Source organism: Christiangramia echinicola DSM 19838 (assembly GCF_000423065.1).
GTDB lineage: Bacteria > Bacteroidota > Bacteroidia > Flavobacteriales > Flavobacteriaceae > Christiangramia > Christiangramia echinicola.
Map to the genome: position 1 here is coordinate 58,540 of NZ_KE383973.1, position 21,459 is coordinate 79,998.

Below are 21,459 nucleotides of genomic sequence, written 5' to 3' on the forward strand. Positions count from 1 at the left end.
CTATACTTCGATATCTCCCCAGTTTTCACCCGATTTTATACGATACAATTGCATCTCTGATACTCCAAATTGCTTTGCAAGCACTCTGATACGGGTTTTTCTTTCGGGATCTAAAAGTTTTTTCTTTAGGATCACAGCCTGTGCATAGGTTAACTTGGAATAGGAAGTCACTTTTCTAAGTCTCCTCTTCTCTTTGTTCTCCTTAACTTTAGGACTGTTATATTGATGCTGGACCCATTCGTCTTTGGTGGCCCAAGCCAAATTAGAAACGCGATTGTCGTTCTTCACAAAGTTCTTGTGAATCACGTACATATCACCTTCTTTCTTCTCTAAAAACATTTCAGCAATAATGCGATGAATGTAATACGTCTTGTGTTTTCCATTCTTCAATTTTACCGCGAAGTTTAAATATCCACCTACTTTTCCGCCTTTCATTAGGTCTCCATCGGGATTTTTCAGATAACTGATCATTCTTCCGAAATTTGAGACTTCATAGATAAAGCGGTCTTCCCAGGAATCTTTGTGTAGGGTTTTCCAGATTTCCTGTCTGTAACTTTTAATCATAAACTTTTGCTCTAAATTCGTCTTCTTCTTTAGTATTAATATTTAAGGATTCATAAATGTATTTAAATGTAGATAGTAATTCCGGTTTACCGTCAACAAGCGCAACATCGTGTTCAAAATGGGCACTGGGCTTATTATCGGCGGTTAGTATTGTCCAGCCATCTGGCAATTGTTTAATTCTTTTGGTACCCATGTTAATCATAGGTTCTATTGCTACTACCATGCCTTCTACAAACTTTTTTCCTCGTCCTCTTTTGCCATAATTAGGCATTTCAGGATCTTCATGCATGGTCTTTCCTAAGCCATGACCTACAAGTTCTCTAACCACTCCGTAGCCATGATCTTCGGTAAATTTCTGGATCGCATAACCAACATCTCCGACACGATTCCCGGCCTTGAATTCTCTAATTCCCACGTAAAGTGATTCTTTAGTGACTTCAAGTAATTTTTTTACTTCAGGTGCAACTTCACCAACCTCGAAGGTATAGGCGTGATCACCGTAGAAGCCATTTTTTATAGCTCCGCAATCTATAGAAATAATATCTCCTTCGTTTAAAGGAGTATCATTTGGTATGCCATGAACAACCTGCGCATTGGGGCTTACACATAAAGAATTGGGGAAATCATATAATCCCAGGAATCCTGGAACGGCTCCATTATCTCTTATAAACTCCTCTGCTAACTTATCCAGGTGCGAAGTGGTCACTCCGGGTTTTATCTCTGGAGCAAGCATGCCTAAAGTTTTTGAAACTATCAGTGCGCTTTCACGCATTAATTCTATTTCTTCTCTGGATTTAGGTATTATCATAGTCTTTATTACAATCTTCCGAATAAACCGGATCTTTTCTTTTTCTTTTCTTTCTTTGGAAGCCTTTCATTGCTAAGCATCTGGAAGATCTCCCCCCAACCTTTTAAACCACCAAGATTACGGTCATCAATAAAAATATCAGCAAGTATCTTTCTGCTTATAGTTTGATCAAATTCTTCTTCAGGATAACTTTTATTAATCGCATAAAAGGTTAATCCGTGCTTTTTGCAGAATTCAACCGCCTCGTCGAGTTTTTCCCCACTTCGATAGGTCCATAATATAAGGCGGTGGCCTTCTTCCTGTAATTTTTTCAAGGACTCGAAAGCAAAAAGTATAGGTTTTCCTATTTCAGGAAATCTGTTCTCTACTATAGTCCCGTCAAAATCAACTGCTAGCGTAAGAGAATTAGGCATAATGCGAAATTAGTTAATATTTTCTAATTTGAGTATTAAGCTGGGCTTTAAGTTAGTCTGCGTAGGAATTTTTGTACGTTTCTCCACTCACGATCTTGGCAATGTCTTCCTCCAGGGTTTCTTCCTGCGTATATTCTACAAACCTGTTCGCTTCCTTTCCATCCTTGTAGAAAATAATAGTTGGAACTCGATGCACATTCAATTCTTCTTCAATTTTAGAAGGAGTTGTTTTATTGTAGTCCACAGCGATCATTTCTATATTCTTATAATTAAAATCTGAATTATCAAGAATTTTTAAAAGCTTAGGTATTTCTCTTTTGCTATCTCCACACCAGGTACCCATAAGAACCTTGATCTCGTAATCCTCTATATTTTCCTTTATGGTTTCCATAGCCTCTGTTTGTGGAGAAAAATCTGAATAACGAGGTTTAAACCATGATGAAAAAGGCTTTTGCTGCAAATCTTCTTTATGGAATTCGCCTAAAAGCATATCATCCTGGAAATTGGTTGATTTATCTTCAATATTCAATTCATTATCACTGTTAGATTTACTTACCGTATTACCACAGCTAATAGTTAATACTGCAAGCAGGATCAAAAATTTATTCATAGCATTTAAATTAAAGGATCTTCGGTCATTAGATCTGGTTGAGATATTCCCATAAGTTTTAAAATAGTCGGAGCAATATTACCCAGCTTACCATCTTTTATACTTTTTACATCTTTATCCATTAAAATAAGTGGCACCGGGTTGGTAGTGTGTGCTGTATTTGGACTGCCATCAGGGTTTTTCATTACTTCACTATTGCCATGATCGGCAATTATAATTACTGAATAATCATGTTCATAAGCCAATTCTGCAACCTCTTTAGCGCAAGTGTCTACAGTTTCACAAGCCGTAACCGCCGCATCAAAATCTCCCGTATGACCAACCATATCTGGATTCGCAAAATTCAAACAAATAAAATCTGCAGATTCTTTATCGATCTCGTGTACGATCTTATCCTTAATTTCATAAGCACTCATTTCAGGTTGAAGATCATACGTGGCAACTTTTGGTGAATTGCACATGATCCTTTTTTCACCTTTAAATGGTTCTTCTCTACCTCCAGAAAAGAAAAATGTTACGTGAGGGTACTTTTCTGTTTCAGCAATTCTAATCTGCTTTTTGCCTTCATATTCCAGTACTTCTCCCAGAGTTGCCTTGATATTAGATTTTTGAAAAATGATATTAATATTCTCAAACCTATCATCATACTTAGTCATTGTGACATAGTATAAGGTAAGTTTTTTCATATCAAATTCCGGGAAATTTTCCTGGGATAAAGCTTGAGTAAGTTGTCTTCCCCTATCTGTTCTGAAATTGAAATAGATAACTACATCCTTTTCATTCAGGGTTGCAACAGGAGTGCCATCGTTTTTTGTTAGTACGATAGGTTTTATAAATTCATCACTTACACCATCATCATAACTCTTCTGTATAGCAGAAATAGCATCGGTCGTTTCTTCTCCCTGGCCTTTGACGATTAGATCATAAGCTTGTTTTACACGTTCCCATCTTTTATCTCTATCCATCGCATAATATCTACCAATTACAGAGGCTAATTCAGAATTTGTTGCTTTAAGATGGGGAAGAAGATCTTCAATAAAGCCTTTTCCAGAATGCGGGTCTACATCACGACCATCAGTAAAAGCGTGTACATATTTTTTTTCTACGCCTAATTTTTCAGCAGCAGATAATAATCCCTTAAGATGGTTAATGTGTGAATGAACTCCACCATCACTTACCAATCCCATAAAATGAACTGGTTTGTTATTTTTTACGGCATAATTTAAGGCTGCTTCCAGAACAGGTTCATCTTTAAGAGTATCCTTTTCAACAGCCATATTGATCTTTACAAGATCCTGATAAACAATTCGGCCAGCACCAAGGTTCATGTGTCCAACTTCAGAATTTCCCATTTGACCTTCTGGTAGTCCTACATTCATTCCATCTGTTCGTAGAATCGCGTGGGGAAATTTATCTGGCAAGGAATCCATAAATGGTGTATTTGCCTTGGCAATAGCAGAAACCTCATTGTTTTGAGTAATTCCCCAACCATCCAAAATCATTAATAGGACTTTCTTATTCATCTGTGCAAAAAGTTTGGGGTTAAAGATAAAGACAAATGAATGTAATGCCAGAGCAACGGAGTATAATGTTTTATTAAAACTATTTATAGTTGACTTAAGTTTTCCTGTATAATCACGGACTTATTTGAGTATGAAATATGAGATTATCAAGGTAATGTGAACCGGTTAATTAGAATTTTCAAAGCCTTAAGTTCAGCTATATGAGGCTTTAACATATTTTTCTAATCGCATATTCAATTGGATGTATAAAAATTTAACATTTAAATATTAAGGAAATAAAATAACTGAGGATTCTCGACGTTTAATAAAAACTCTTGTGGTGCCTATTAAATTACTCATTACAAGTAAAATAAATCCTCAAAATGTTAAAGTTCGGCATATTTTAAAATTCTTTTCGAATTTTCGTATGTTGGCAAGGCTTTTGGTTTTTATTAACAGAAATTGAAAAAAAAGATATTATATGAAGTATAGAATCCTTACAGTTGTTGGAGTGTTAATTTTCTCATTTGCTTTTAGTAGCACCGCAGAGATCAACAATTCTAAAAATTCCAACTTTACTGAGGAAATCCCTGTTACTATTGAAGTGAAAAAATCATTTGAAGAAAAAGTGGTTGAGATATATGAAACTTTTTCTTTAAAAAATTCTACCATGCCCCAATTGTCTGTTTTCGAAAAGGCAATTAGTGGTTATATGAAATTAGACGAAGCTGGAAAAGTTTCTAATCCATTGCTTACCGTAATTGATTTCAACCTTTCTTCTAAGAAAAAGAGAATGTGGATCCTGAATATGGATACGCAGGATGTTGTTTTTAATACTTATGTGGCTCACGGTAAAAACACTGGAGGTGAATTCGCGAATAACTTTTCTAATACACCAAATTCTCATCAGAGTTCTCTAGGTTTTTATGTGACTGGTGAAACTTATTATGGAAAGAATGGACTTTCTTTGTTTATAGATGGAATGGAGAAAGATTTCAATTCAAAGGCACGTGAACGTTACGTGGTGATCCATGGAGCAGATTATGCTGAACCTTCCTTTATTAAAAGAGTAGGAAGACTGGGTAGAAGTTATGGTTGCCCGGCAGTTCCTAATAAAATAGCTAAGGATCTTATCAATAAAATAAAAGGAAAGTCTGTAGTTTACATTCATAAGAATAATGAAAACTATCTTTCTACTTCTGAATTTTTAAATGTATAAATTAAGCTTCGGGCTTAAGTAATTCCCATAGGTTTGAATCAAGATCATAGATATCATCAATAAATTTGATGGTATCTTTTTTTTGAAATGCAGTCCAGTAGAAATGATGCACATGTACCTTCTGGGTTAGGGCAATTTGGGTTGTTTTCCGAGACTTCAGGATATCATCAATCTTTTTACTGTCATATTTATCCTGGTCGTTAATAAGATATTCAGCGAGACCCAAGGCGTCCTGCACTCGCACGCAGCCTGAACTTTCAGCCCTTGCATTGTTTTCAAAAAGCTTCTTAGAGGGTGTGTCATGTAAATAGATCAAATACTCGTTTGGATAAATGATTTTCACGACACCTAAAGGATTGGATGGCCCCGCAGGTTGACGATAGGTATAGGATAAGGCTTTTGAAGAAGACCAGTCAATTGTTGCAGGGTCTAGCATATTGCCAGAACCATCATAAACATTTAGATTTTTTCTTTTAAGATAACCGGCGTCTCTTCTCGCTCCGGGAATAACATCATTCTTCTTAATAGTAGGGGGAATGGTCCAGGTTGGATTGTAGATTATATAATCAATTTCATCTGAAAATATAGGTGTCTTTCTAACATCGGTTCCTACCATTGTTTTATGAGTTCTTATAGTATCATTATTTTTTACAACACTTAGTTCATAATTTGGAATGTTCACAATGATGTAATGATCCCCAAGATCTCTGGGATACCATCTCCATCTTTCCATATTTATTAAGAGCTGGTTTAGGCGGTCTTCTTTGGTGAAATTGAGGTTTTTGATGGTCGCGTTTCCCAGGAGCGCATCGATTTGCAGATCGTGATCCTTTTGAAATTTTTTCAATGCATTCTGAATGCTGTCATTGAACTTTGTATTTGTAGAGTCGATACTTCCTTTGTAATAACCAAGCTCGGAGAGTCTTTTGGTTACCGAAAAGATCCTTTCATCAGATTCACCGGGCTTGATTAGTTTGCCATCCTTGATCTTCGTAGCCGGAGCGTTACGCCAATCAGTTTTTTTGAATTCTTTTAAGGCATTCTTTAAGCCCTGGTAAACTATGTGTTTAGGTTTAAGCGATTCCAGAGCCTTATCTATATTTGAATCAGAAATCGCCTTTTTTAATAGTGCTGTTGGATCTACTTGGTTCAATGGTGTACCCCAGATCTCATAAATCTCTTTTGGATTTAGCTTCCCGGTAGCGAGATCTTGAGAAAGTTGTATAAAGGAATCTGTAAGCAGAATTTCCAGTAAATTATTCTCCTCTTCGGTATTCGTATCTAAAGAGCTTAATAATTTCTGAAGTTCTTCTCCATGATAATCTTCATAGAATAAGCCTTCTTCCTCAATACTTTCGATATTTCTGAACAGGTCTTCCCTTAAATCTCTATTATTCCATACAGGTTCGTAGTCATTTTCCTTATAAAACCCCTTAACTAGTTGAATATTGTAGATCTTTTTCTCTTCCTCAGGTTGGTCATCAAAAAAATCTTCAATTTCTCCAGAATCTGTTAGATCTCTTACTTCTTCAACTTCATTGCGTTGTTCAATGCCTGGTTCCTCCTGGTCATTTTTACACCCAGAAATAAGGAACAGGCATAGCAATACAATTAAGCAGGAGGGGCTTCTCATAATTGGTTTATGTTGAGTAGAAAGAACTTTATCTAAGCTCTAACGTCTGAATAAGATTTGTTCTCGTCGAACTTTACTTCGGCGAACGGGCAGAGCGGATCTATCTTTAATTGATGTTCCCGTGCATATTCCACGCTCTTTTCTATAAGGCGTGAGCCTATGCCCTGGTTTTCCATCTCCCGTTTCACTTCGGTATGATCTATTGTTAGAACATTATCTCCGCTTTTGTGATAGGTGAGTTCACCAATAAGTCCTTTTTCGTTCTCGATATAGAACATTCCGCGGCTATGATTTTCCTTATGCTTTATTTCCATGATTATCTTTTATAGATACCATCAACAATTCCGTATTCCATCGATTCCTTAGCATCCATCCAGTAATCGCGGTTAAAATCTTTCAATACTTTCTCCACGGTCTGGCCACAATTCTCTGCCAGGATCTCCGCACTTAGATGTTTTGTCTTTAAGATCTCTGCCGCTGCGATCTCTATATTAGATGCCTGACCTCTTGCACCTCCGCTTGGTTGGTGTATCATTACCTTTGCATGCGGTTGGATAAACCTTTTTCCTTTTTTACCGGCAGAAAGTAGTATAGATCCCATGGAAGCAGCTAATCCCGTGCAAATTGTAGAAACCGGTGATTCCAGGCTCATGATCGTGTCATAAATAGCAAATCCATCTGTAACATAACCGCCAGGGCTATTAATAAATAGCTGAATTTCACCTTCCCCTTCAAGATCAAGATATTCTAACCTGTCTATTACATATTTGGCGGTTTTATCACTAACCTCACCCCACATGTAAATCTTTCTTTTTTCTAATAATTTATTATCTATTAAATCCTGAATCTTTCCGGTTTTATTTTTCATGAAGTCCATTTATGAGTGTTTACTTTTTTATAAGTCTAGGCTAAAAATATGACTATTTTAGCAGAAAACAGAATCATGCAAGTGGCATTTAACAAGATTTTAAAGGAAGATTCCGCGGCTGTTTTGCCCTTTTTGAAAAAACTTTATAAGCAACCACCATCAGAAGAGATATTGAAGGAAAGATTGCTGGAAATGTTTGATCAGAATTACGAATGTTTCGGTATATATTTAGAGAATCGATTAATTGGCGTATTTGGGCTCTGGTTTATGACCAGGCATTATGCCGGAAGATCCTGTGAGGTAGATCATATTTTTATTGAGGAGGAATTACAGGGGAAGGGTATAGGTAAGTCATTATTCGAGTTTATTCATCAATATGCGGCCTCAAAAGACTGTGAGACAATAGAGTTGAATAGCTATGTAGAAAATTTTGGATCTCATAAATTTTATATGAATCTGGGATATATTATAAGAGGATATCATTTTTTAAAAAAGCTGTAATTTTTTTTGGAATTTGGAATTGTTTCAGCCTATATTTGCAGCGTTAGGCGAGAGTAGCTCAGTTGGTAGAGCGTCAGCCTTCCAAGCTGAATGTCGCCGGTTCGAACCCGGTCTCTCGCTCTAAAAGCTTCATTGAAAGATGGGGCTTTTTTTTATGTCTGAAATTTCTAAGAATAATATCGCAGGGTGAGAAGCCTGTCCTGAGCCAAGTCGAAGGAAACCCGGTCTCTCGCTCTAAAAGCTTCATCGAAAGATGAGGCTTTTTTTATTCTGAAAAAATCTGTCTCATCACGTCAAGCTGAACTTGTTTCAGCTTCTCATTTTTAATAATTACTCAGGGAAATGTCTTGAGAAACACAGAAGGAAATTCTCAATGATATTATATATTAAAAAAGCCGGAAGATTTACTTCCGGCTTTTTATAAGTAGGGTTTAACAGTATATTTTAACCGTTCATGGAGATTAAAAACTCTTCATTGTTTCTGGTGTTCCTTATCTTATCGTTGATGAATTCCATAGCTTCTACAGGATTCATATCTGCAAGATATTTTCTAAGCACCCACATACGTTGTATGGTATTATCATCCAGGAGAAGGTCATCTCTACGCGTACTTGAAGAAACAAGGTCTATCGCAGGGAAAATTCTTCTGTTTGAGATTCTTCTGTCTAACTGAAGTTCCATATTACCGGTTCCTTTAAATTCTTCGAAGATCACTTCATCCATCTTAGAACCAGTTTCAGTAAGGGCAGTTGCTATAATAGATAACGAACCTCCGTTCTCTATATTACGAGCTGCTCCAAAGAATCTTTTCGGTTTGTGTAAAGCGTTTGCATCAACACCACCACTTAATACCTTACCACTTGCTGGTTGTACGGTGTTATAAGCTCTGGCGAGTCTGGTAATAGAATCAAGAAGTATTACTACATCATGACCACATTCTACCAAACGCTTAGCCTTTTCAAGTACGATATTTGCAACTCTAACATGTTCGTGTGCTTCCTTGTCAAAAGTTGAGGCAACAACCTCACCTTTTACATTACGTTGCATATCGGTAACCTCTTCAGGTCTTTCATCAATTAATAGTACGATCTGGTATACTTCAGGATGATTCGCTGCAATTGCATTAGCGATATCCTTCAATAACATCGTTTTACCAGTTTTAGGCTGGGAAACGATCATACCACGCTGACCTTTACCAATTGGAGCAAAAAGATCCATAACCCTTGTAGAAATTGAACTCTGCTTTTCAGCAAGATTGAATTTATCTTTAGGGAAAAGAGGGGTAAGGTGTTCAAAAGAAACACGGTCTCTTACCACCTGCGGATCAAGTCCGTTAATTTTATTGATCTTAATAAGAGGGAAATATTTCTCACCTTCTTTTGGTGGTCTAATTTGCCCCTGTACCGTATCACCTGTCTTAAGACCGAATAGTCTAATCTGTGACTGAGATACATAAATATCATCTGGTGAAGTAAGGTAGTTGTAATCTGAAGATCTTAGGAAACCGTAATTATCCTGCATGATATCCAGAACTCCTTCGCTCTCTATGATAGCGTCGAATTCGTAATCTGGCTCGCGGTAACGATTTCTGTTGTCGCGGTTACCATTATTTTTTTTGTTGTGGTCATTACGGTTATCGTTGCGATTATCATTTCTGTTATCCTTACGATTATCGTTTCTATCGTCATTGCGATTACCACGAGTGTCTTTTTTATTAGACTGATTTCTGTCTCTATTGTTGTTTTTAACCTGAGGATTATTGCTCTTGCTGTCATCCTTTTGTTTATTAGATGAGGAGTCTTTTCCTGAAGGCTTAGAGTGAGGAGGTCTAGAAGGTGCTGAAGACCTTGGAGGTCTTTTTTCGCTACCTACTTTCGCAGGTTTTTTCTGCTCTTGTTTAGCCGGCTCCTGGTTATCGTCGGTTAGAACTTCTTTCACTTTTTTAGGATTTGATGCCTGGTAGTCCAGAATCTGATACACCAAATCTAGTTTTTTTAAAGTCTTGTACTTAGGAACGTTCAGGGTCTCAGCGATTTCCTTAAGTTCAGGAAGCTTTTTAGCTTTTAATTCTGAAATTTCAAACATGTATGCGTTAAAATAATTTTCGTTTGGATTGATTTTAAAAACTTCTCGAAGAAGAACAAAAAGTTTGGAGACTTAAGTAACCAACATTGAATGGGTTACGAAATGTTCTTGCAATAATACAACTTTATTTTAAACTTTTAGACTGTAATTCTAAAAAGAATCTTTTATTTTTGTGCCGCAACTGCAAGAAATATGCTTCAAAGAATACAAACTATTTACTTATTATTAGCTGCTGTAGTGAGTGCAGGACTTATTTTCGTATTTTCACTTTGGGAGAATTCTGCAGGCGAGTCTGTTTATGCTCAGGATGTACTTATAGCGTTTGGAATGTTTCTGGCTTCAGCTGCAATTTCCCTGGTGAGCATATTTATGTTTAAGAATAGAAAACTCCAGTTTGTACTGGGTCGTTTGAATATAATATTGAACCTTTTTTTACTAGGAGTGTTTGTTTATTGGTCTCTAACTTTACCTGGAGAGATGGATATTTCAGAGAAGGGTATTGGGATGTTTCTTCCTATTATTTCTATCGTTTTTATTGTTTTGGCTAATAAGGCCATCAAAAAGGACGAAGATCTCGTAAAATCTGTAGATCGATTACGATAAGCCTATAATCTTAGTAGTATTAGTGCGTGAAAAACCCGAAGTGAAAGCTTCGGGTTTTTTAATGCGAAATATTCGGGTTTTTGATGCCTGTTGTTATTCTAATTCTATAACCTCCAGGTCGCTAATGGCTTTACCGTCTATCTTAAACCTTAGCATGGTTCTTTTCTTATGAAAGCCCTGCTTGCCTGCAGCGCCTGGATTCATATGAAGTAAATTCAAATTTTTATCATTCATTACTTTAAGAATATGAGAATGGCCAGAGATAAAGATCTTCGGTGGATTTTGTCTGATATTCTCTCTAATAGCCGGAGAATATCTTCCTGGATATCCACCAATGTGAGTGATCCATACATCTACTTCTTCACACATAAACCTATTATTCAATGGAAATTCTTTTCTTATAGTAGCATTATCAATATTTCCATATACAGCTTTTAAAGGTTTTAAAGCTTCGAGTTTGTCGGTTACTGCAAGATCACCAATATCTCCTGCATGCCATATTTCATCTGCCTCACCAGCATAATGAATTATCCTATCGTCTATATGGCTATGGGTATCACTAAGTAGAAGTATCTTTTTCAAATCGGGGTAAATATTTAAAATTCGTTTAACAAAGGATGCCAGGTTAAAGGCTTTTTCCTCGGTATAATTGCCTTATCTTTGCATTTCGCTAATATAAAAAGAAAGCGGAGCTTGAGGTATTTTATAGAACTCTCATATTTTGGAAAGGCTTATCACGGTTGGCAAAATCAACCTGATTCTATTACAGTACAGGAAGTTCTGGAAAAGAATTTAAGTAAGGTCCTTGGCTCTAAGATCGATATTGTTGGTGCTGGTAGAACAGATGCCGGAGTACACTCCAAACAGATGTTCGCTCATTTTGATGCTGAAGAGGAAATTGATACTACATTATTAAAGTATAAGCTGAATTCTATGCTTCCCAAAGATGTAGCAATCTCAGAGATATTTCAGGTGCAGGGAGATACTCATGCAAGATTTGATGCTGTTTCTAGAAGCTATGAATATTATATCGTTCAGGAAAAGAATCCTTTTTTAAAAGATTTTGCCTGGTTTCTAAAGCACGATCTGGATATTGAAAAAATGAATGAGGCCGCCCAGGTATTATATGATTATTCAAACTTTAGAAGTTTTTCCAAAAGCAGAACAGATGTAAAGACCTATAACTGTAGAATAGATCATGCTAAATGGGAAGTAGAGGATAACAAGTTGGTTTTTCATATTACTGCCGACAGATTTCTTAGGAATATGGTTCGTGCTGTGGTTGGAACACTCATAGAAATAGGTCAGAATAAATATCCTGTTTCTCATATTCATGAGGTTATTAAAAGTGAAGATAGGGGCAAAGCTGGAACTTCGGTGCCTGCTCATGGTTTATATTTAACCAGGATAGAATATCCTGAAAATATTAGAATAAAATAAATGGCAACAAAGACGGGAAATGCATTTGATATGGATCTATTTAAGCGATTGCTTAAATATACAAATCCCTATAAGCGTATCTTTTATTTTGTTGGTGTTGCTGCGGTACTGGTTTCTTTATTTGCCGTTCTTAGACCTATACTTTTACAGGAAACTATAGATAATGCACTTTTAACTTCAGATTTTGAAAGTCTTATTTATTATGTAAGTCTTATGCTGGGCGTTTTAGTCCTCGAGGTGGTCTTTCAGTTTTGTTTCATTTATTATGCAAATTGGCTGGGGTTAGGAGTTGTACGTGATATTCGGGTGAAGCTTTTTGAGCATATGCTTGGCTTCAAAATGAAGTATTACGACAAGTCGGCTGTAGGAAGGCTGGTTACCAGGGCCGTGAGTGATATAGAAACCATATCGAGTATTTTTAGCCAGGGACTTTTCATGATCATAAGTGATCTCTTGAAAATGCTGGTTGTTCTTGGAGTAATGTTCTATAAAAGCTGGCAATTGACATTGCTGGTTCTTACTGTACTACCATTTATACTTTATGCGACCCGGGTTTTTCAGAAGAAAATGAAACTTGCATTTGAAGAGGTAAGAACCCAGGTGGCAGACCTGAATACTTTTGTGCAGGAACGAATTACCGGTATGAAGATCGTTCAGCTATTTACCCGGGAAAAGACCGAATATGCTAATTTTAAGGAGATAAATGATAAGCATCGAAAAGCATGGGTGAAAACAGTTTGGTATAACTCCATATTTTTCCCAATCGCTGAAATGTCTACTTCAATAACCATAGGTTTAATTGTGTGGTTTGGCGGACTTCGGGTGGTTGCTGGTGATGAAATGTCTTTAGGTATTATTGTGGCTTTTATTGAATTGTCTCAAATGCTTTTCAGACCGCTTAGACAAATTGCCGATAAATTCAATACCCTGCAAATGGGAATGGTCGCGGCAAACCGTGTTTTCGGAGTAATAGATACTGAAGCAAGTATTGAAGATAAAGGAACTCTCGAGATCGATAATCTTCGTGGAGAAATTGAATTTAAAGATGTTCGTTTCAGCTATGTAGATGATGAAGAGGTATTGAAGGGGATTTCTTTTAACGTGAAAGAAGGTGAAACCGTAGCTATCGTTGGGGCAACCGGGGCAGGGAAATCTACCATAATAAATCTTTTGAGCAGATTCTACGAAATAGACAGCGGATCTATCCTGGTTGATGGGACAAATGTAAAGGATATCAAGCTAAGATCTCTTAGAGCTCAAATAGCGGTAGTGCTGCAGAATGTGTTCCTCTTTGCTGATACTATCATGAATAATATTAACCTGGACAATCCAGATATTACCGATGAGGATGTTATAACGGCCGCAAAAAGAATCGGGATACATGAGTTTATTAGTTCCTTACCCAATGGCTATTATTATAATGTAAAAGAAAGAGGTGCAATGCTTTCCTCAGGTCAGCGTCAATTGATCTCTTTTCTAAGGGCATATGTAAGCAACCCAAGTATATTAGTACTGGATGAAGCTACCTCTTCGGTTGATTCATATAGTGAACAGCTTATCCAGGATGCGACAGACAGGATAACAGAAGGTAGAACTTCCATTGTTATAGCTCACAGGCTTGCTACCATAAAAAAGGCAGATAAGATCATCGTCATGGATGAGGGTAAGATCGTTGAGATTGGTAATCATCAGGAATTGCTAAAAGTAACCGATGGTTATTACAGAAAGCTTTACGAAGTGCAGTTTAAAGCCGAAGAAGCACTTTAATTAAATTCCCTGCGCCTGGTAATCTTTCAGATAAAAATATAGCAGGCTTATACTTATTACCGCAATCACGATTCCCATTAAGATCAGGAAAAGAACTGTCTTCAAAATAACTTTCCAGAGTTTAAGGCTATATAGTCTTTTAAAAAGCGCAGAATAGTAAATAATGTAAATAGGTATACTTATTAAACTAGAGAGTTTATATGCTCTTTCATCTACAAAAGAAACCAGTACTATAAGGGAAGTGATGATATGTACGTGAGAATATGCATATAGATGGATAATAAAATGTTCAGCCAGATTATATTTTTTGATCCGTAAAAAAATGAACCTGGATATTAAGGTGATTAGCGGAATGAAGATAAAGGTTATTAAATTAATATGCTCCAGCACCTTAGTTGTAACCTCTTTCGAAATGTCATGATCCTCAACATTAGCGTTAATGCCGCTGCTCTCTAGATATTCAGGAAAATAATTAAGATTGATGTAAGTGTATAAACCCGTAAGGGTTAAGGCGATAGTAAAATAACCGTAGGGATTGATATATTTTTTTCTAAGACCATGAATGTAACCATCAATAACCTGGATAGGTTTCCGGAATAGATCTAAAAAAGTAAGTAATGGCTTGTTGGAATCCATGCTCCAGAATGATTGCATGAATTCTCCAGATAACTTGGAAACAGTTAGCCTGCCTTCAATGATCCTTGCTCCACATTCTGAACAATACTTATCGTTAGCTTTTATGGATTGTCCACAATTTTTGCAAAACATGCTTATAGGGTTAGCTAAGGTCTTCTTTCAATTTTTCTTTTAGTTCATCTAAGGTCTCAAACATTACGAACTGCCCGTCTTTTACATAAGAAGTTTGCCCCGTTTCTTCACTAACTATTAAGGCAAGGGCATCGGTCTTTTCAGTAATCCCTACAGCAGCCCTGTGTCTTAATCCAAATCTTAAAGGAATAGAGCGATCGTTTGAAACTGGTAATATCACCCTGGTCGCAGTGATCTTATTTTCTTCGATCACCATGGCGCCATCGTGGAGCGGACTGTTCTTAAAAAAGATCGATTCAATAATTGGCTGGTTAAGTTCGATCTTCATTTTATCTCCTGTATTCTTTACAAAATCAAGTTTGTTATTCTTCTGGATCACCATTAATGCACCGGTATAGGTTTTGCCCATGGTTTCACAGGCATCTATAATCGCATCTATATCTATTTTAGATTCAAAGTCGTCCCTGCTGAACTTAAAACTTCTAAAAAATCGACCCTTTTGAGTGAAATTGGTAGAACCTATCATTAAAAGGAATTTCCTTATCTCCTGCTGAAATACAACAATAAGAGCAAATACTCCAACGCCGATAAATTCACCCAGCACACTGCTAAGCAGTTCCATTTGTAGTAACTGGGTTAATAGCCAGGCCAGGTATATTACAACGATGCCTATAAAAATGTTTACGGCTGCCGTGCCACGAACCAGTTTATATACATAGTAGAGTAGCAGGGCTACAAAAACAATATCCAGGATATCGAGAATTCGAAGATCTATGATGTCCAAATTGCGGGGGTTTTATGTAAAAATAGAAAAACTAAAATTAGTCTGTCAATTCGTTGGTTAATTTGATGCATTCTATTGCTTCCTTCACATCATGCACCCTAAGAATATTAGCGCCTTTCAATAAGGCGGTTGTATTAAGAACTGTGGTTCCGTTAAGGGCTTCGTTTGCCGAAATTTCCAATTTTTTCCAGATCATACTCTTTCTTGAAACGCCTGCTAATAGTGGTAGGTCCAGATTCCTGAATAATTTTAGTTTAGATAAAAGTTCAAAATTCTGACTTATATCTTTTGCAAATCCAAAGCCGGGATCTATAATTATATCGTTTATTCCCAGGTCTCTTGCTGCTTTTATTCTTTCTGAAAAGTAAAATAAAACGTCGGCCATAAGATCATCGTACTCATTAAGATCTTTCATGGTTTGCGGAGTTCCTTTCATATGCATCATGATATATGGAACCTGATATTTAGCAATTATAGGTAGCATTTTCTCATCCAGTTTTCCTGCTGAAATATCATTGATGATGGAAGCTCCAGATGTTATGCTTTTCTCAGCAACTTCCGCTCTAAAAGTGTCAATAGACAGTATAGCATCAGGGTATTCTTTAAGGATCAGATCTATAGCAGGTATCATTCTTTTCAATTCCTCTTCAACAGGAATGTCATCTGCACCCGGTCTCGAGCTATAAGCACCAAGGTCTAAGAAGGTAGCACCTTCGGCCAGCATTTTTTCGGCACTTTTCAGAATTTCCATATCTGAAGTAGAACGGCTTGCGCTGTAAAAGGAATCTGGCGTAATATTAAGGATCCCCATCACTTTTGGTTGAGTGAGATCTATAAGATTTCCTTTGCAGTTAATGAGCATATTTTGCTTTAGGTTTTTTGATGGTCTGGAAATTAACTTTGACTATCTGAAATATTTGCCCGAAATTTACGCAAATTACATCTACTTCATGCAGGATACCTCAAAACAATATGACGCGGTAATTGAAGGCTGCCGCAGTTTGTTTCTTAATAAAATGAAAGATTACGGCTGTGCCTGGAGAATTCTTCGACTGCCGTCTTTAACAGATCAGATCTTTATCAAAGCTCAGAGGATACGACAACTGCAGGAGAGCGATGTGCGCAAGGTAGAAGAGGATGAGCAGTCAGAATTCATAGGCATCATAAATTATTCTGTGATGGCTCTTATTCAGTTGGAAAAAGGAATTGCAGATCAGCCAGATCTAACACCTGAAGATGCCATCAAGTTGTATGATGAAAAGATTTTTGAGACCAAAGAGTTAATGATGAATAAGAATCACGATTATGGCGAAGCCTGGCGTGATATGCGTATAAGCTCTTTGACAGATCTCATTATTCAGAAGCTTCTAAGAGTAAAGCAAATTGAAGATAATAAAGGTAAAACACTGGTAAGTGAAGGTATAGACGCCAATTACCAGGATATGATAAATTATTCGGTTTTCGCTATGATCCATTTTAGCGAAGCTGAAGCCAAGTCTGCAGCTAAATAACGATAATATGAAAGCAATTGTAAGTATAGCCAGAATTCTGGTGGGAGTTCTTTTTATTTTTTCAGGATTCATTAAACTGAATGACCCGGTTGGTTTCTCTTACAAATTGCAGGAATATTTTAGCGAACCTGTACTGGATATCCCATTCCTTATTCCCTTTGCACTTATCATCGCGATACTTTTAGTGATATTTGAAATGGTTTTGGGGATTATGCTGCTTATAGGATATGCTCCCAGGTTCACTAAATGGAGCTTACTGGTGATGATTATATTTTTCACTTTCCTTACATTTTATTCAGCATATTTTAATAAAGTGACAGATTGTGGCTGTTTTGGTGATGCAATTCCGCTAACACCATGGGAGTCTTTCTATAAGGATATTATTCTTCTTGTTTTAATCCTTATTATTTTCTTCAATGAAAAATATATTAACCCAATATTCCCGGTAAAATATCATAAGTGGGTGATTTTCGCTTCATTTATGGCCAGTTTTGCGTTCTGTTATTACGTGCTTATGCATCTGCCAATGCTGGATTTCAGGCCCTATAAGATCGGCAATAATATTCCTGAAAAAATGAAATTGCCAGAAGGTTCAGAAAAAGCGGAGGTGGTTTATAGCTGGAAATTCAATGTTAATGGAGAAGAAAAGATCATTGAAAATAATGGCGCTTATCCCCAGATTGAGGGAGAATTTATTGGAGTAGAAACTTCACAAACTGGAGAAAATGCCATTCCGCCAATCCACGATTTTGTGATAGAAGGCGAAGAAGGTGATATTACAGATGAGGTATTGAATACAGATAAAGTACTATTAATCGTTACTTATAATCTAAGATCTACAGAAAAAGATGGTTATGCAGCAGTTAAATCCTTGAGCGAGGAAGCCTTGCAAAAAGGTTATAAGGTAATTGGTCTTACCGCATCTGGACCAGAATTTCAGCAGGAATTAAAGAAAGAATTTGGTCTAAACTTCGATTTTTATCAGACAGACGAAACTGCTTTAAAAACTATAGTTAGATCTAACCCTGGATTCCTGGTGCTTAATCAGGGTACAATAACCCAGAAAAAACACTGGTTCGATGCTTCAGATATCGAATTATAAATAAAACCCGGAAGTCTTTAGAAACTTTCTAAAAATATAAGGTTTGGCTTTGGTTTAAGAGTCGATCACACCTCCTTTACTTATATTTGTTGTTAATGCTGAAAAGGTTAATTCAGTATCAATACTAATGAACCAAAACATAAAATCATGAGAGATAAAATAGTTGCCGGAAACTGGAAAATGAATAATGATCTTGCCGAAACTGAAGAGTTATTAGGTAAATTAAAACTTCAGATGGTAAAGGAGCCAGAAGCTACCGTTATGGTAGCGCCTTCTTTCACTAACCTTTATCCAACTTTTCAGGCTCTAAAAGATACTCCTGTTATTGTGGCTGCGCAAAATATGCACGAGAGTGAGAGTGGTGCTTTTACGGGTGAAATATCTGCAGCAATGCTTAAAAGTATAGGAGTGACTACAGTCATTCTTGGGCATAGTGAACGTCGCGCTTACTTTAATGAAACCGGAGAGATCCTGGCAAAAAAGGTGAAGACAGCGATAGAGAATGAGATGACGGTGATATTTTGTTTTGGTGAAGAATTAGAGGATAGAAAGAATAATAGACATTTTGATCTCGTAGAAAAGCAATTGAAAGAGGGGCTATTTGATCTTCCGCAAAGTTCATGGAAAAACATTATCCTGGCATATGAGCCGGTATGGGCCATAGGGACAGGAGAAACTGCTAGCCCGGAGCAGGCTCAGGAAATGCATAAGCATATTAGAAATCTATTGAATAAAAATGTAGGTAAAGAAGTGGCAGATAGCACTTCTATTCTATACGGCGGAAGCGTAAAGCCTAATAATGCAAAGGAAATATTTGCGAAAAAAGATGTTGATGGTGGTCTAATTGGAGGAGCCAGTCTCAATGCTGTTGATTTTGTAGAGATCGTTAATTCATTTTAGAAATGGGCGGAAATTATTATGAATTCCATTTTACCATAGATCCGGTACAGCCGGCTTCAGAAATTCTTATTGCTGAACTTGGTTATCTTGGATTTGAAAGTTTTGTAGAAAATGATGACGGTATTACAGCTTATATTCCTGAAGAGGAATATGAAGAGGATATACTGGCCGGGGTTCATATTCTACAATCTAATGATTTTAAGATCTCTTATGATCAAAAGGAGATCGAAAGGATAAACTGGAATGAAGAATGGGAGAAGAATTTTACTCCAATTCTTGTAGATGATATTTGCAGCGTAAGAGCTCCTTTTCATGAAAAGCCAGATACCCGGTTTGATATTGTTATTGAACCAAAAATGTCTTTCGGTACCGGGCATCATGCAACAACTCATATGATGATACAGCATATTCTAAAAAATGATTGGGAAGGAAAATCTGTTTTAGATATGGGCTCCGGCACCGGTGTTTTGGCTATACTTACCGCTATGAAGGGAGCTAAAACCATTGATGCTATAGATATAGATAATTGGTGTTATGTGAATACACTGGAGAATATTTCCAGAAATGATTGTGAGCATATCAATGTAGAAGAAGGTGGTGCTGAATTGTTAGAAGGGAGAGAATATGATACAGTCATTGCGAATATTAACCTGAATATTCTTTTGCGTGATCTACCTATTTATGAAAAGTGTCTAAAAAAGGATGGAGATATATACCTCAGCGGATTTTATGAGAACGATTTACCAGAAATGCAAAAAGCTTGCAAAGATCTTGGTTTACGATATATAGAGCATTTTGAAAGAAACGAATGGGTGGCTGCAAAGTTTTCACGCTAAGGTTTTTATCATAATTTGTATCTTTGACCAATGTTGAAAATGAATTTTTAGAAGATGAGCACGAAAGAAGAATTGTTAGAAAAGGTCGAAAGGAAGACCAAAAAGAAAAAGCAGAATGAGATCGTATTGTATAATGATGATTATAATACATTCGATCACGTAATAGAAACCCTTATTTCCGCTTGTGAGCATACTCCAGAGCAGGCAGAGCAATGTTCTATACTCGTACACTATAAGGGTAAATGCACGGTTAAGACCGGTCCTTACGAAGAATTGAAGCCACGTTGTTCTAAAATTCTGGATGCAGGATTAAGTGCAGAAATTGTATGATAAATTGCAAATTTATTAAGAAAATTCTTACAATTTAACCTTTTATTTTAGTATTCCATTAATAATTTATTTAGATTGTTTTTCTAAGTACCCTAAAAATATTAACCTACTTATGAAAACAATTAAATTATTCACCCTAATGTTGGCTGTTGTCATCATGCCTTCCTGCGAAAAAGAGCAGGTATCTGATCAACCTGAAGTTGAATCAGTACAGGAAACCCAGGATGTTTCCAGTCAAATTAGAAAAAAAGTTGCCAGCCTTAATTTTAACTCTAAACATGTAGAAAAAAATAACATGTTATTGCCCGATGGGAGTTTTACCGAAAACTATCTTATAGAAGGTGATATTGTAATGACTGAAGATCAAATGCGCACCATGTCTTCAACTTCTATTACAAATAAGCAATACCGTACATACAATTTAGTTAGTACCCCCAGAACAGTAAATGTGATAGGTTATACCGGTGGTTCTCAGTCTTTAACTAATAAGCAAAGAACTGCCCTCCAGTGGACTATAGATAACTATAATGCCTTAAATCTGGGAATTACATTTACACTTACTTTTGGTACAAATTATTCTCCATATGATATCGTTGTATATCAAAATCCTAACGGAGAGGCCGGTGGTGTAGCTGGATTCCCTAGTAATGGAAATCCGTATAAATACGTACAGATTTTCTCTGGTATGGAAGCTTATAGTACCAACACCAACGAGCACGTAATAACACACGAGATCGGGCATTCAGTTGGCCTTCGTCATACAGACTGGTTCAGTAGACAGAGCTGCGGGCAATCTGGAGAAAATGCAGATCCAGATGGAGCAGTACACATTCCTGGCACCCCAACAGGTTATGATTCAACTTCATTAATGTTAGCTTGTTTTGGAGCAAATGAGGACGGAGAATTTGGATCAAATGATGTTACAGCCTTAAACTACCTATACTAAAAATCATTATTAACAGGGTACTTTTAAAAAGGTGGCAGTTGCCGCCTTTTTTTATTTATTTTTTTACCAAAATGGTTTTTACTTTTACAATAAAGATATATATTTGCACCCGCTTTGCAGAACAGCAGAGTGGTATTTAAAAGGCCTCGTGGCGCAACTGAATAGCGCATCTGATTACGGCTCAGAAGGTTCCAGGTTTGAATCCTGGCGAGGTCACAAAATTTAGAAAGTTCGCACGAAAGTGCGGACTTTTTTTATTTTCTGTAAAA

24 protein-coding genes and 2 tRNA genes are annotated in these 21,459 nt (G+C 36.7%); 13 read left to right on the forward strand and 13 right to left on the reverse strand.

The features are described 5' to 3' along the window. The 5 genes from G530_RS0115475 to gpmI are packed head-to-tail and all read right to left on the reverse strand — an operon-like array spanning window position 1 to window position 3,918. Window positions 1-564 carry an HNH endonuclease signature motif containing protein gene (locus tag G530_RS0115475; protein ID WP_026935393.1) on the reverse strand — a complete coding sequence of 188 codons (564 nt, stop codon included), beginning with the start codon at window positions 562-564 and terminating at the stop codon, window positions 1-3. Continuing rightward, window positions 557-1,372, reverse strand: coding sequence for a type I methionyl aminopeptidase (gene map / locus G530_RS0115480; RefSeq protein ID WP_026935394.1), 816 nt, complete (start codon window positions 1,370-1,372; stop codon window positions 557-559). The genes G530_RS0115475 and map overlap by 8 nt, the downstream gene beginning before the upstream one ends. An 8-nt stretch (window positions 1,373-1,380) precedes the next feature. Continuing rightward, on the reverse strand, window positions 1,381-1,785 hold the full coding sequence (locus tag G530_RS0115485; RefSeq protein WP_026935395.1) for a BT0820 family HAD-type phosphatase: 405 nt from the start codon (window positions 1,783-1,785) through the stop codon (window positions 1,381-1,383). A gap of 52 nt (window positions 1,786-1,837) precedes the next feature. Next, entirely contained in the window at window positions 1,838-2,395 is a 558-nt protein-coding gene (locus G530_RS0115490; protein WP_026935396.1) for a TlpA family protein disulfide reductase, read from the reverse strand. Window positions 2,396-2,400: 5 nt separating this feature from the next. After that, a complete protein-coding gene (gpmI, locus tag G530_RS0115495; RefSeq protein ID WP_026935397.1) occupies window positions 2,401-3,918 on the reverse strand; it encodes a 2,3-bisphosphoglycerate-independent phosphoglycerate mutase in 1,518 nt (505 codons plus the stop codon). 460 nt (window positions 3,919-4,378) lie between these two features. Between gpmI and G530_RS0115500 the strand changes: the two genes are divergently transcribed. After that, window positions 4,379-5,116, forward strand: coding sequence for a murein L,D-transpeptidase catalytic domain family protein (locus G530_RS0115500; RefSeq protein WP_026935398.1), 738 nt, complete (start codon window positions 4,379-4,381; stop codon window positions 5,114-5,116). Between the two features lies 1 nt (window position 5,117). Here the strand turns inward: G530_RS0115500 and G530_RS17115 are convergent, their stop codons facing one another. Genes G530_RS17115 through G530_RS0115515 form a run of 3 tightly spaced genes read right to left on the reverse strand, consistent with a single transcriptional unit; the run spans window position 5,118 to window position 7,617 of the window. Further along, window positions 5,118-6,749: a L,D-transpeptidase family protein gene (locus tag G530_RS17115; RefSeq protein WP_051199820.1), complete on the reverse strand. Its 1,632-nt coding sequence runs from the start codon at window positions 6,747-6,749 to the stop codon at window positions 5,118-5,120. 32 nt (window positions 6,750-6,781) lie between these two features. Beyond that, window positions 6,782-7,063, reverse strand: a complete 282-nt coding sequence (locus G530_RS0115510) for a GNAT family N-acetyltransferase (protein ID WP_026935399.1) — start codon at window positions 7,061-7,063, stop codon at window positions 6,782-6,784. Window positions 7,064-7,065: 2 nt separating this feature from the next. Further along, a complete protein-coding gene (locus G530_RS0115515) occupies window positions 7,066-7,617 on the reverse strand; it encodes a ClpP family protease (RefSeq protein ID WP_026935400.1) in 552 nt (183 codons plus the stop codon). Between the two features lie 48 nt (window positions 7,618-7,665). On the opposite strand from G530_RS0115515, the gene G530_RS0115520 reads away from it, so the two are divergent. Beyond that, a complete protein-coding gene (locus tag G530_RS0115520) occupies window positions 7,666-8,118 on the forward strand; it encodes a GNAT family N-acetyltransferase (RefSeq protein WP_084519494.1) in 453 nt (150 codons plus the stop codon). A 47-nt stretch (window positions 8,119-8,165) separates the two neighbouring features. Beyond that, window positions 8,166-8,238 (forward strand) — tRNA-Gly (locus tag G530_RS0115525). A 324-nt stretch (window positions 8,239-8,562) separates the two neighbouring features. On the opposite strand, the gene rho is transcribed toward G530_RS0115525, so the two are convergent. Next, entirely contained in the window at window positions 8,563-10,203 is a 1,641-nt protein-coding gene (gene rho, locus G530_RS0115530) for a transcription termination factor Rho (protein WP_026935402.1), read from the reverse strand. A gap of 192 nt (window positions 10,204-10,395) precedes the next feature. Here rho and G530_RS0115535 point away from each other — a divergent pair, with 192 nt between their 5' ends. After that, window positions 10,396-10,806, forward strand: a complete 411-nt coding sequence (locus G530_RS0115535; protein WP_026935403.1) for a DUF4293 domain-containing protein — start codon at window positions 10,396-10,398, stop codon at window positions 10,804-10,806. A gap of 93 nt (window positions 10,807-10,899) precedes the next feature. On the opposite strand, the gene G530_RS0115540 is transcribed toward G530_RS0115535, so the two are convergent. Next, window positions 10,900-11,388 carry a metallophosphoesterase family protein gene (locus G530_RS0115540; RefSeq protein WP_026935404.1) on the reverse strand — a complete coding sequence of 163 codons (489 nt, stop codon included), beginning with the start codon at window positions 11,386-11,388 and terminating at the stop codon, window positions 10,900-10,902. Between the two features lie 111 nt (window positions 11,389-11,499). Between G530_RS0115540 and truA the strand changes: the two genes are divergently transcribed. Further along, window positions 11,500-12,246 carry a tRNA pseudouridine(38-40) synthase TruA gene (truA, locus tag G530_RS0115545; protein WP_026935405.1) on the forward strand — a complete coding sequence of 249 codons (747 nt, stop codon included), beginning with the start codon at window positions 11,500-11,502 and terminating at the stop codon, window positions 12,244-12,246. After that, window positions 12,247-14,013 (forward strand): ABC transporter ATP-binding protein, encoded by a 1,767-nt coding sequence (locus tag G530_RS0115550; protein ID WP_026935406.1) that lies wholly within the window; start codon window positions 12,247-12,249, stop codon window positions 14,011-14,013. Here the strand turns inward: G530_RS0115550 and G530_RS0115555 are convergent, their stop codons facing one another. The 3 genes from G530_RS0115555 to folP are packed head-to-tail and all read right to left on the reverse strand — an operon-like array spanning window position 14,014 to window position 16,427. Next, entirely contained in the window at window positions 14,014-14,781 is a 768-nt protein-coding gene (locus tag G530_RS0115555) for a DUF3667 domain-containing protein (RefSeq protein WP_026935407.1), read from the reverse strand. A 10-nt stretch (window positions 14,782-14,791) separates the two neighbouring features. Next, the gene (cdaA, locus tag G530_RS0115560) at window positions 14,792-15,565 is read right to left on the reverse strand and encodes a diadenylate cyclase CdaA (protein ID WP_026935408.1); all 774 of its coding nucleotides are present in this window, start codon (window positions 15,563-15,565) and stop codon (window positions 14,792-14,794) included. Window positions 15,566-15,602: 37 nt separating this feature from the next. Next, window positions 15,603-16,427, reverse strand: coding sequence for a dihydropteroate synthase (gene folP, locus G530_RS0115565; RefSeq protein ID WP_026935409.1), 825 nt, complete (start codon window positions 16,425-16,427; stop codon window positions 15,603-15,605). An 88-nt stretch (window positions 16,428-16,515) separates the two neighbouring features. Between folP and G530_RS0115570 the strand changes: the two genes are divergently transcribed. The 7 genes from G530_RS0115570 to G530_RS0115600 all read left to right on the forward strand — a co-directional run bounded on the left by G530_RS0115570 (window position 16,516) and on the right by G530_RS0115600 (window position 21,406). Continuing rightward, window positions 16,516-17,076, forward strand: a complete 561-nt coding sequence (locus tag G530_RS0115570) for a DUF1599 domain-containing protein (RefSeq protein WP_026935410.1) — start codon at window positions 16,516-16,518, stop codon at window positions 17,074-17,076. Window positions 17,077-17,083: 7 nt separating this feature from the next. Next, the gene (locus tag G530_RS0115575; protein ID WP_026935411.1) at window positions 17,084-18,178 is read left to right on the forward strand and encodes a BT_3928 family protein; all 1,095 of its coding nucleotides are present in this window, start codon (window positions 17,084-17,086) and stop codon (window positions 18,176-18,178) included. A 147-nt stretch (window positions 18,179-18,325) separates the two neighbouring features. Continuing rightward, window positions 18,326-19,078, forward strand: a complete 753-nt coding sequence (tpiA, locus tag G530_RS0115580) for a triose-phosphate isomerase (RefSeq protein ID WP_026935412.1) — start codon at window positions 18,326-18,328, stop codon at window positions 19,076-19,078. 2 nt (window positions 19,079-19,080) lie between these two features. Continuing rightward, entirely contained in the window at window positions 19,081-19,914 is an 834-nt protein-coding gene (gene prmA / locus G530_RS0115585; RefSeq protein WP_026935413.1) for a 50S ribosomal protein L11 methyltransferase, read from the forward strand. Window positions 19,915-19,968: 54 nt separating this feature from the next. After that, a complete protein-coding gene (locus G530_RS0115590; protein WP_026935414.1) occupies window positions 19,969-20,244 on the forward strand; it encodes an ATP-dependent Clp protease adaptor ClpS in 276 nt (91 codons plus the stop codon). 112 nt (window positions 20,245-20,356) lie between these two features. Beyond that, a complete protein-coding gene (locus G530_RS0115595; RefSeq protein WP_026935415.1) occupies window positions 20,357-21,190 on the forward strand; it encodes a M57 family metalloprotease in 834 nt (277 codons plus the stop codon). A gap of 142 nt (window positions 21,191-21,332) precedes the next feature. After that, window positions 21,333-21,406, forward strand: a tRNA-Arg gene (locus G530_RS0115600). Window positions 21,407-21,459 lie beyond the last annotated feature (53 nt).

What these genes read in the sequence shown, in the direction of transcription:
- G530_RS0115475 (WP_026935393.1), bottom strand. Translation starts at nt 564, where the DNA reads ATGATTAAAAGTTACAGACAGGAAATCTGGAAAACCCTACACAAAGAT.
- map (WP_026935394.1), bottom strand. Translation starts at nt 1,372, where the DNA reads ATGATAATACCTAAATCCAGAGAAGAAATAGAATTAATGCGTGAAAGC.
- G530_RS0115485 (WP_026935395.1), bottom strand. Translation starts at nt 1,785, where the DNA reads ATGCCTAATTCTCTTACGCTAGCAGTTGATTTTGACGGGACTATAGTA.
- G530_RS0115490 (WP_026935396.1), bottom strand. Translation starts at nt 2,395, where the DNA reads ATGAATAAATTTTTGATCCTGCTTGCAGTATTAACTATTAGCTGTGGT.
- gpmI (WP_026935397.1), bottom strand. Translation starts at nt 3,918, where the DNA reads ATGAATAAGAAAGTCCTATTAATGATTTTGGATGGTTGGGGAATTACT.
- G530_RS0115500 (WP_026935398.1), top strand. Translation starts at nt 4,379, where the DNA reads ATGAAGTATAGAATCCTTACAGTTGTTGGAGTGTTAATTTTCTCATTT.
- G530_RS17115 (WP_051199820.1), bottom strand. Translation starts at nt 6,749, where the DNA reads ATGAGAAGCCCCTCCTGCTTAATTGTATTGCTATGCCTGTTCCTTATT.
- G530_RS0115510 (WP_026935399.1), bottom strand. Translation starts at nt 7,063, where the DNA reads ATGGAAATAAAGCATAAGGAAAATCATAGCCGCGGAATGTTCTATATC.
- G530_RS0115515 (WP_026935400.1), bottom strand. Translation starts at nt 7,617, where the DNA reads ATGAAAAATAAAACCGGAAAGATTCAGGATTTAATAGATAATAAATTA.
- G530_RS0115520 (WP_084519494.1), top strand. Translation starts at nt 7,666, where the DNA reads ATGACTATTTTAGCAGAAAACAGAATCATGCAAGTGGCATTTAACAAG.
- rho (WP_026935402.1), bottom strand. Translation starts at nt 10,203, where the DNA reads ATGTTTGAAATTTCAGAATTAAAAGCTAAAAAGCTTCCTGAACTTAAG.
- G530_RS0115535 (WP_026935403.1), top strand. Translation starts at nt 10,396, where the DNA reads ATGCTTCAAAGAATACAAACTATTTACTTATTATTAGCTGCTGTAGTG.
- G530_RS0115550 (WP_026935406.1), top strand. Translation starts at nt 12,247, where the DNA reads ATGGCAACAAAGACGGGAAATGCATTTGATATGGATCTATTTAAGCGA.
- G530_RS0115555 (WP_026935407.1), bottom strand. Translation starts at nt 14,781, where the DNA reads ATGTTTTGCAAAAATTGTGGACAATCCATAAAAGCTAACGATAAGTAT.
- folP (WP_026935409.1), bottom strand. Translation starts at nt 16,427, where the DNA reads ATGCTCATTAACTGCAAAGGAAATCTTATAGATCTCACTCAACCAAAA.
- G530_RS0115570 (WP_026935410.1), top strand. Translation starts at nt 16,516, where the DNA reads ATGCAGGATACCTCAAAACAATATGACGCGGTAATTGAAGGCTGCCGC.
- G530_RS0115575 (WP_026935411.1), top strand. Translation starts at nt 17,084, where the DNA reads ATGAAAGCAATTGTAAGTATAGCCAGAATTCTGGTGGGAGTTCTTTTT.
- tpiA (WP_026935412.1), top strand. Translation starts at nt 18,326, where the DNA reads ATGAGAGATAAAATAGTTGCCGGAAACTGGAAAATGAATAATGATCTT.
- prmA (WP_026935413.1), top strand. Translation starts at nt 19,081, where the DNA reads ATGGGCGGAAATTATTATGAATTCCATTTTACCATAGATCCGGTACAG.
- G530_RS0115590 (WP_026935414.1), top strand. Translation starts at nt 19,969, where the DNA reads ATGAGCACGAAAGAAGAATTGTTAGAAAAGGTCGAAAGGAAGACCAAA.
- G530_RS0115595 (WP_026935415.1), top strand. Translation starts at nt 20,357, where the DNA reads ATGAAAACAATTAAATTATTCACCCTAATGTTGGCTGTTGTCATCATG.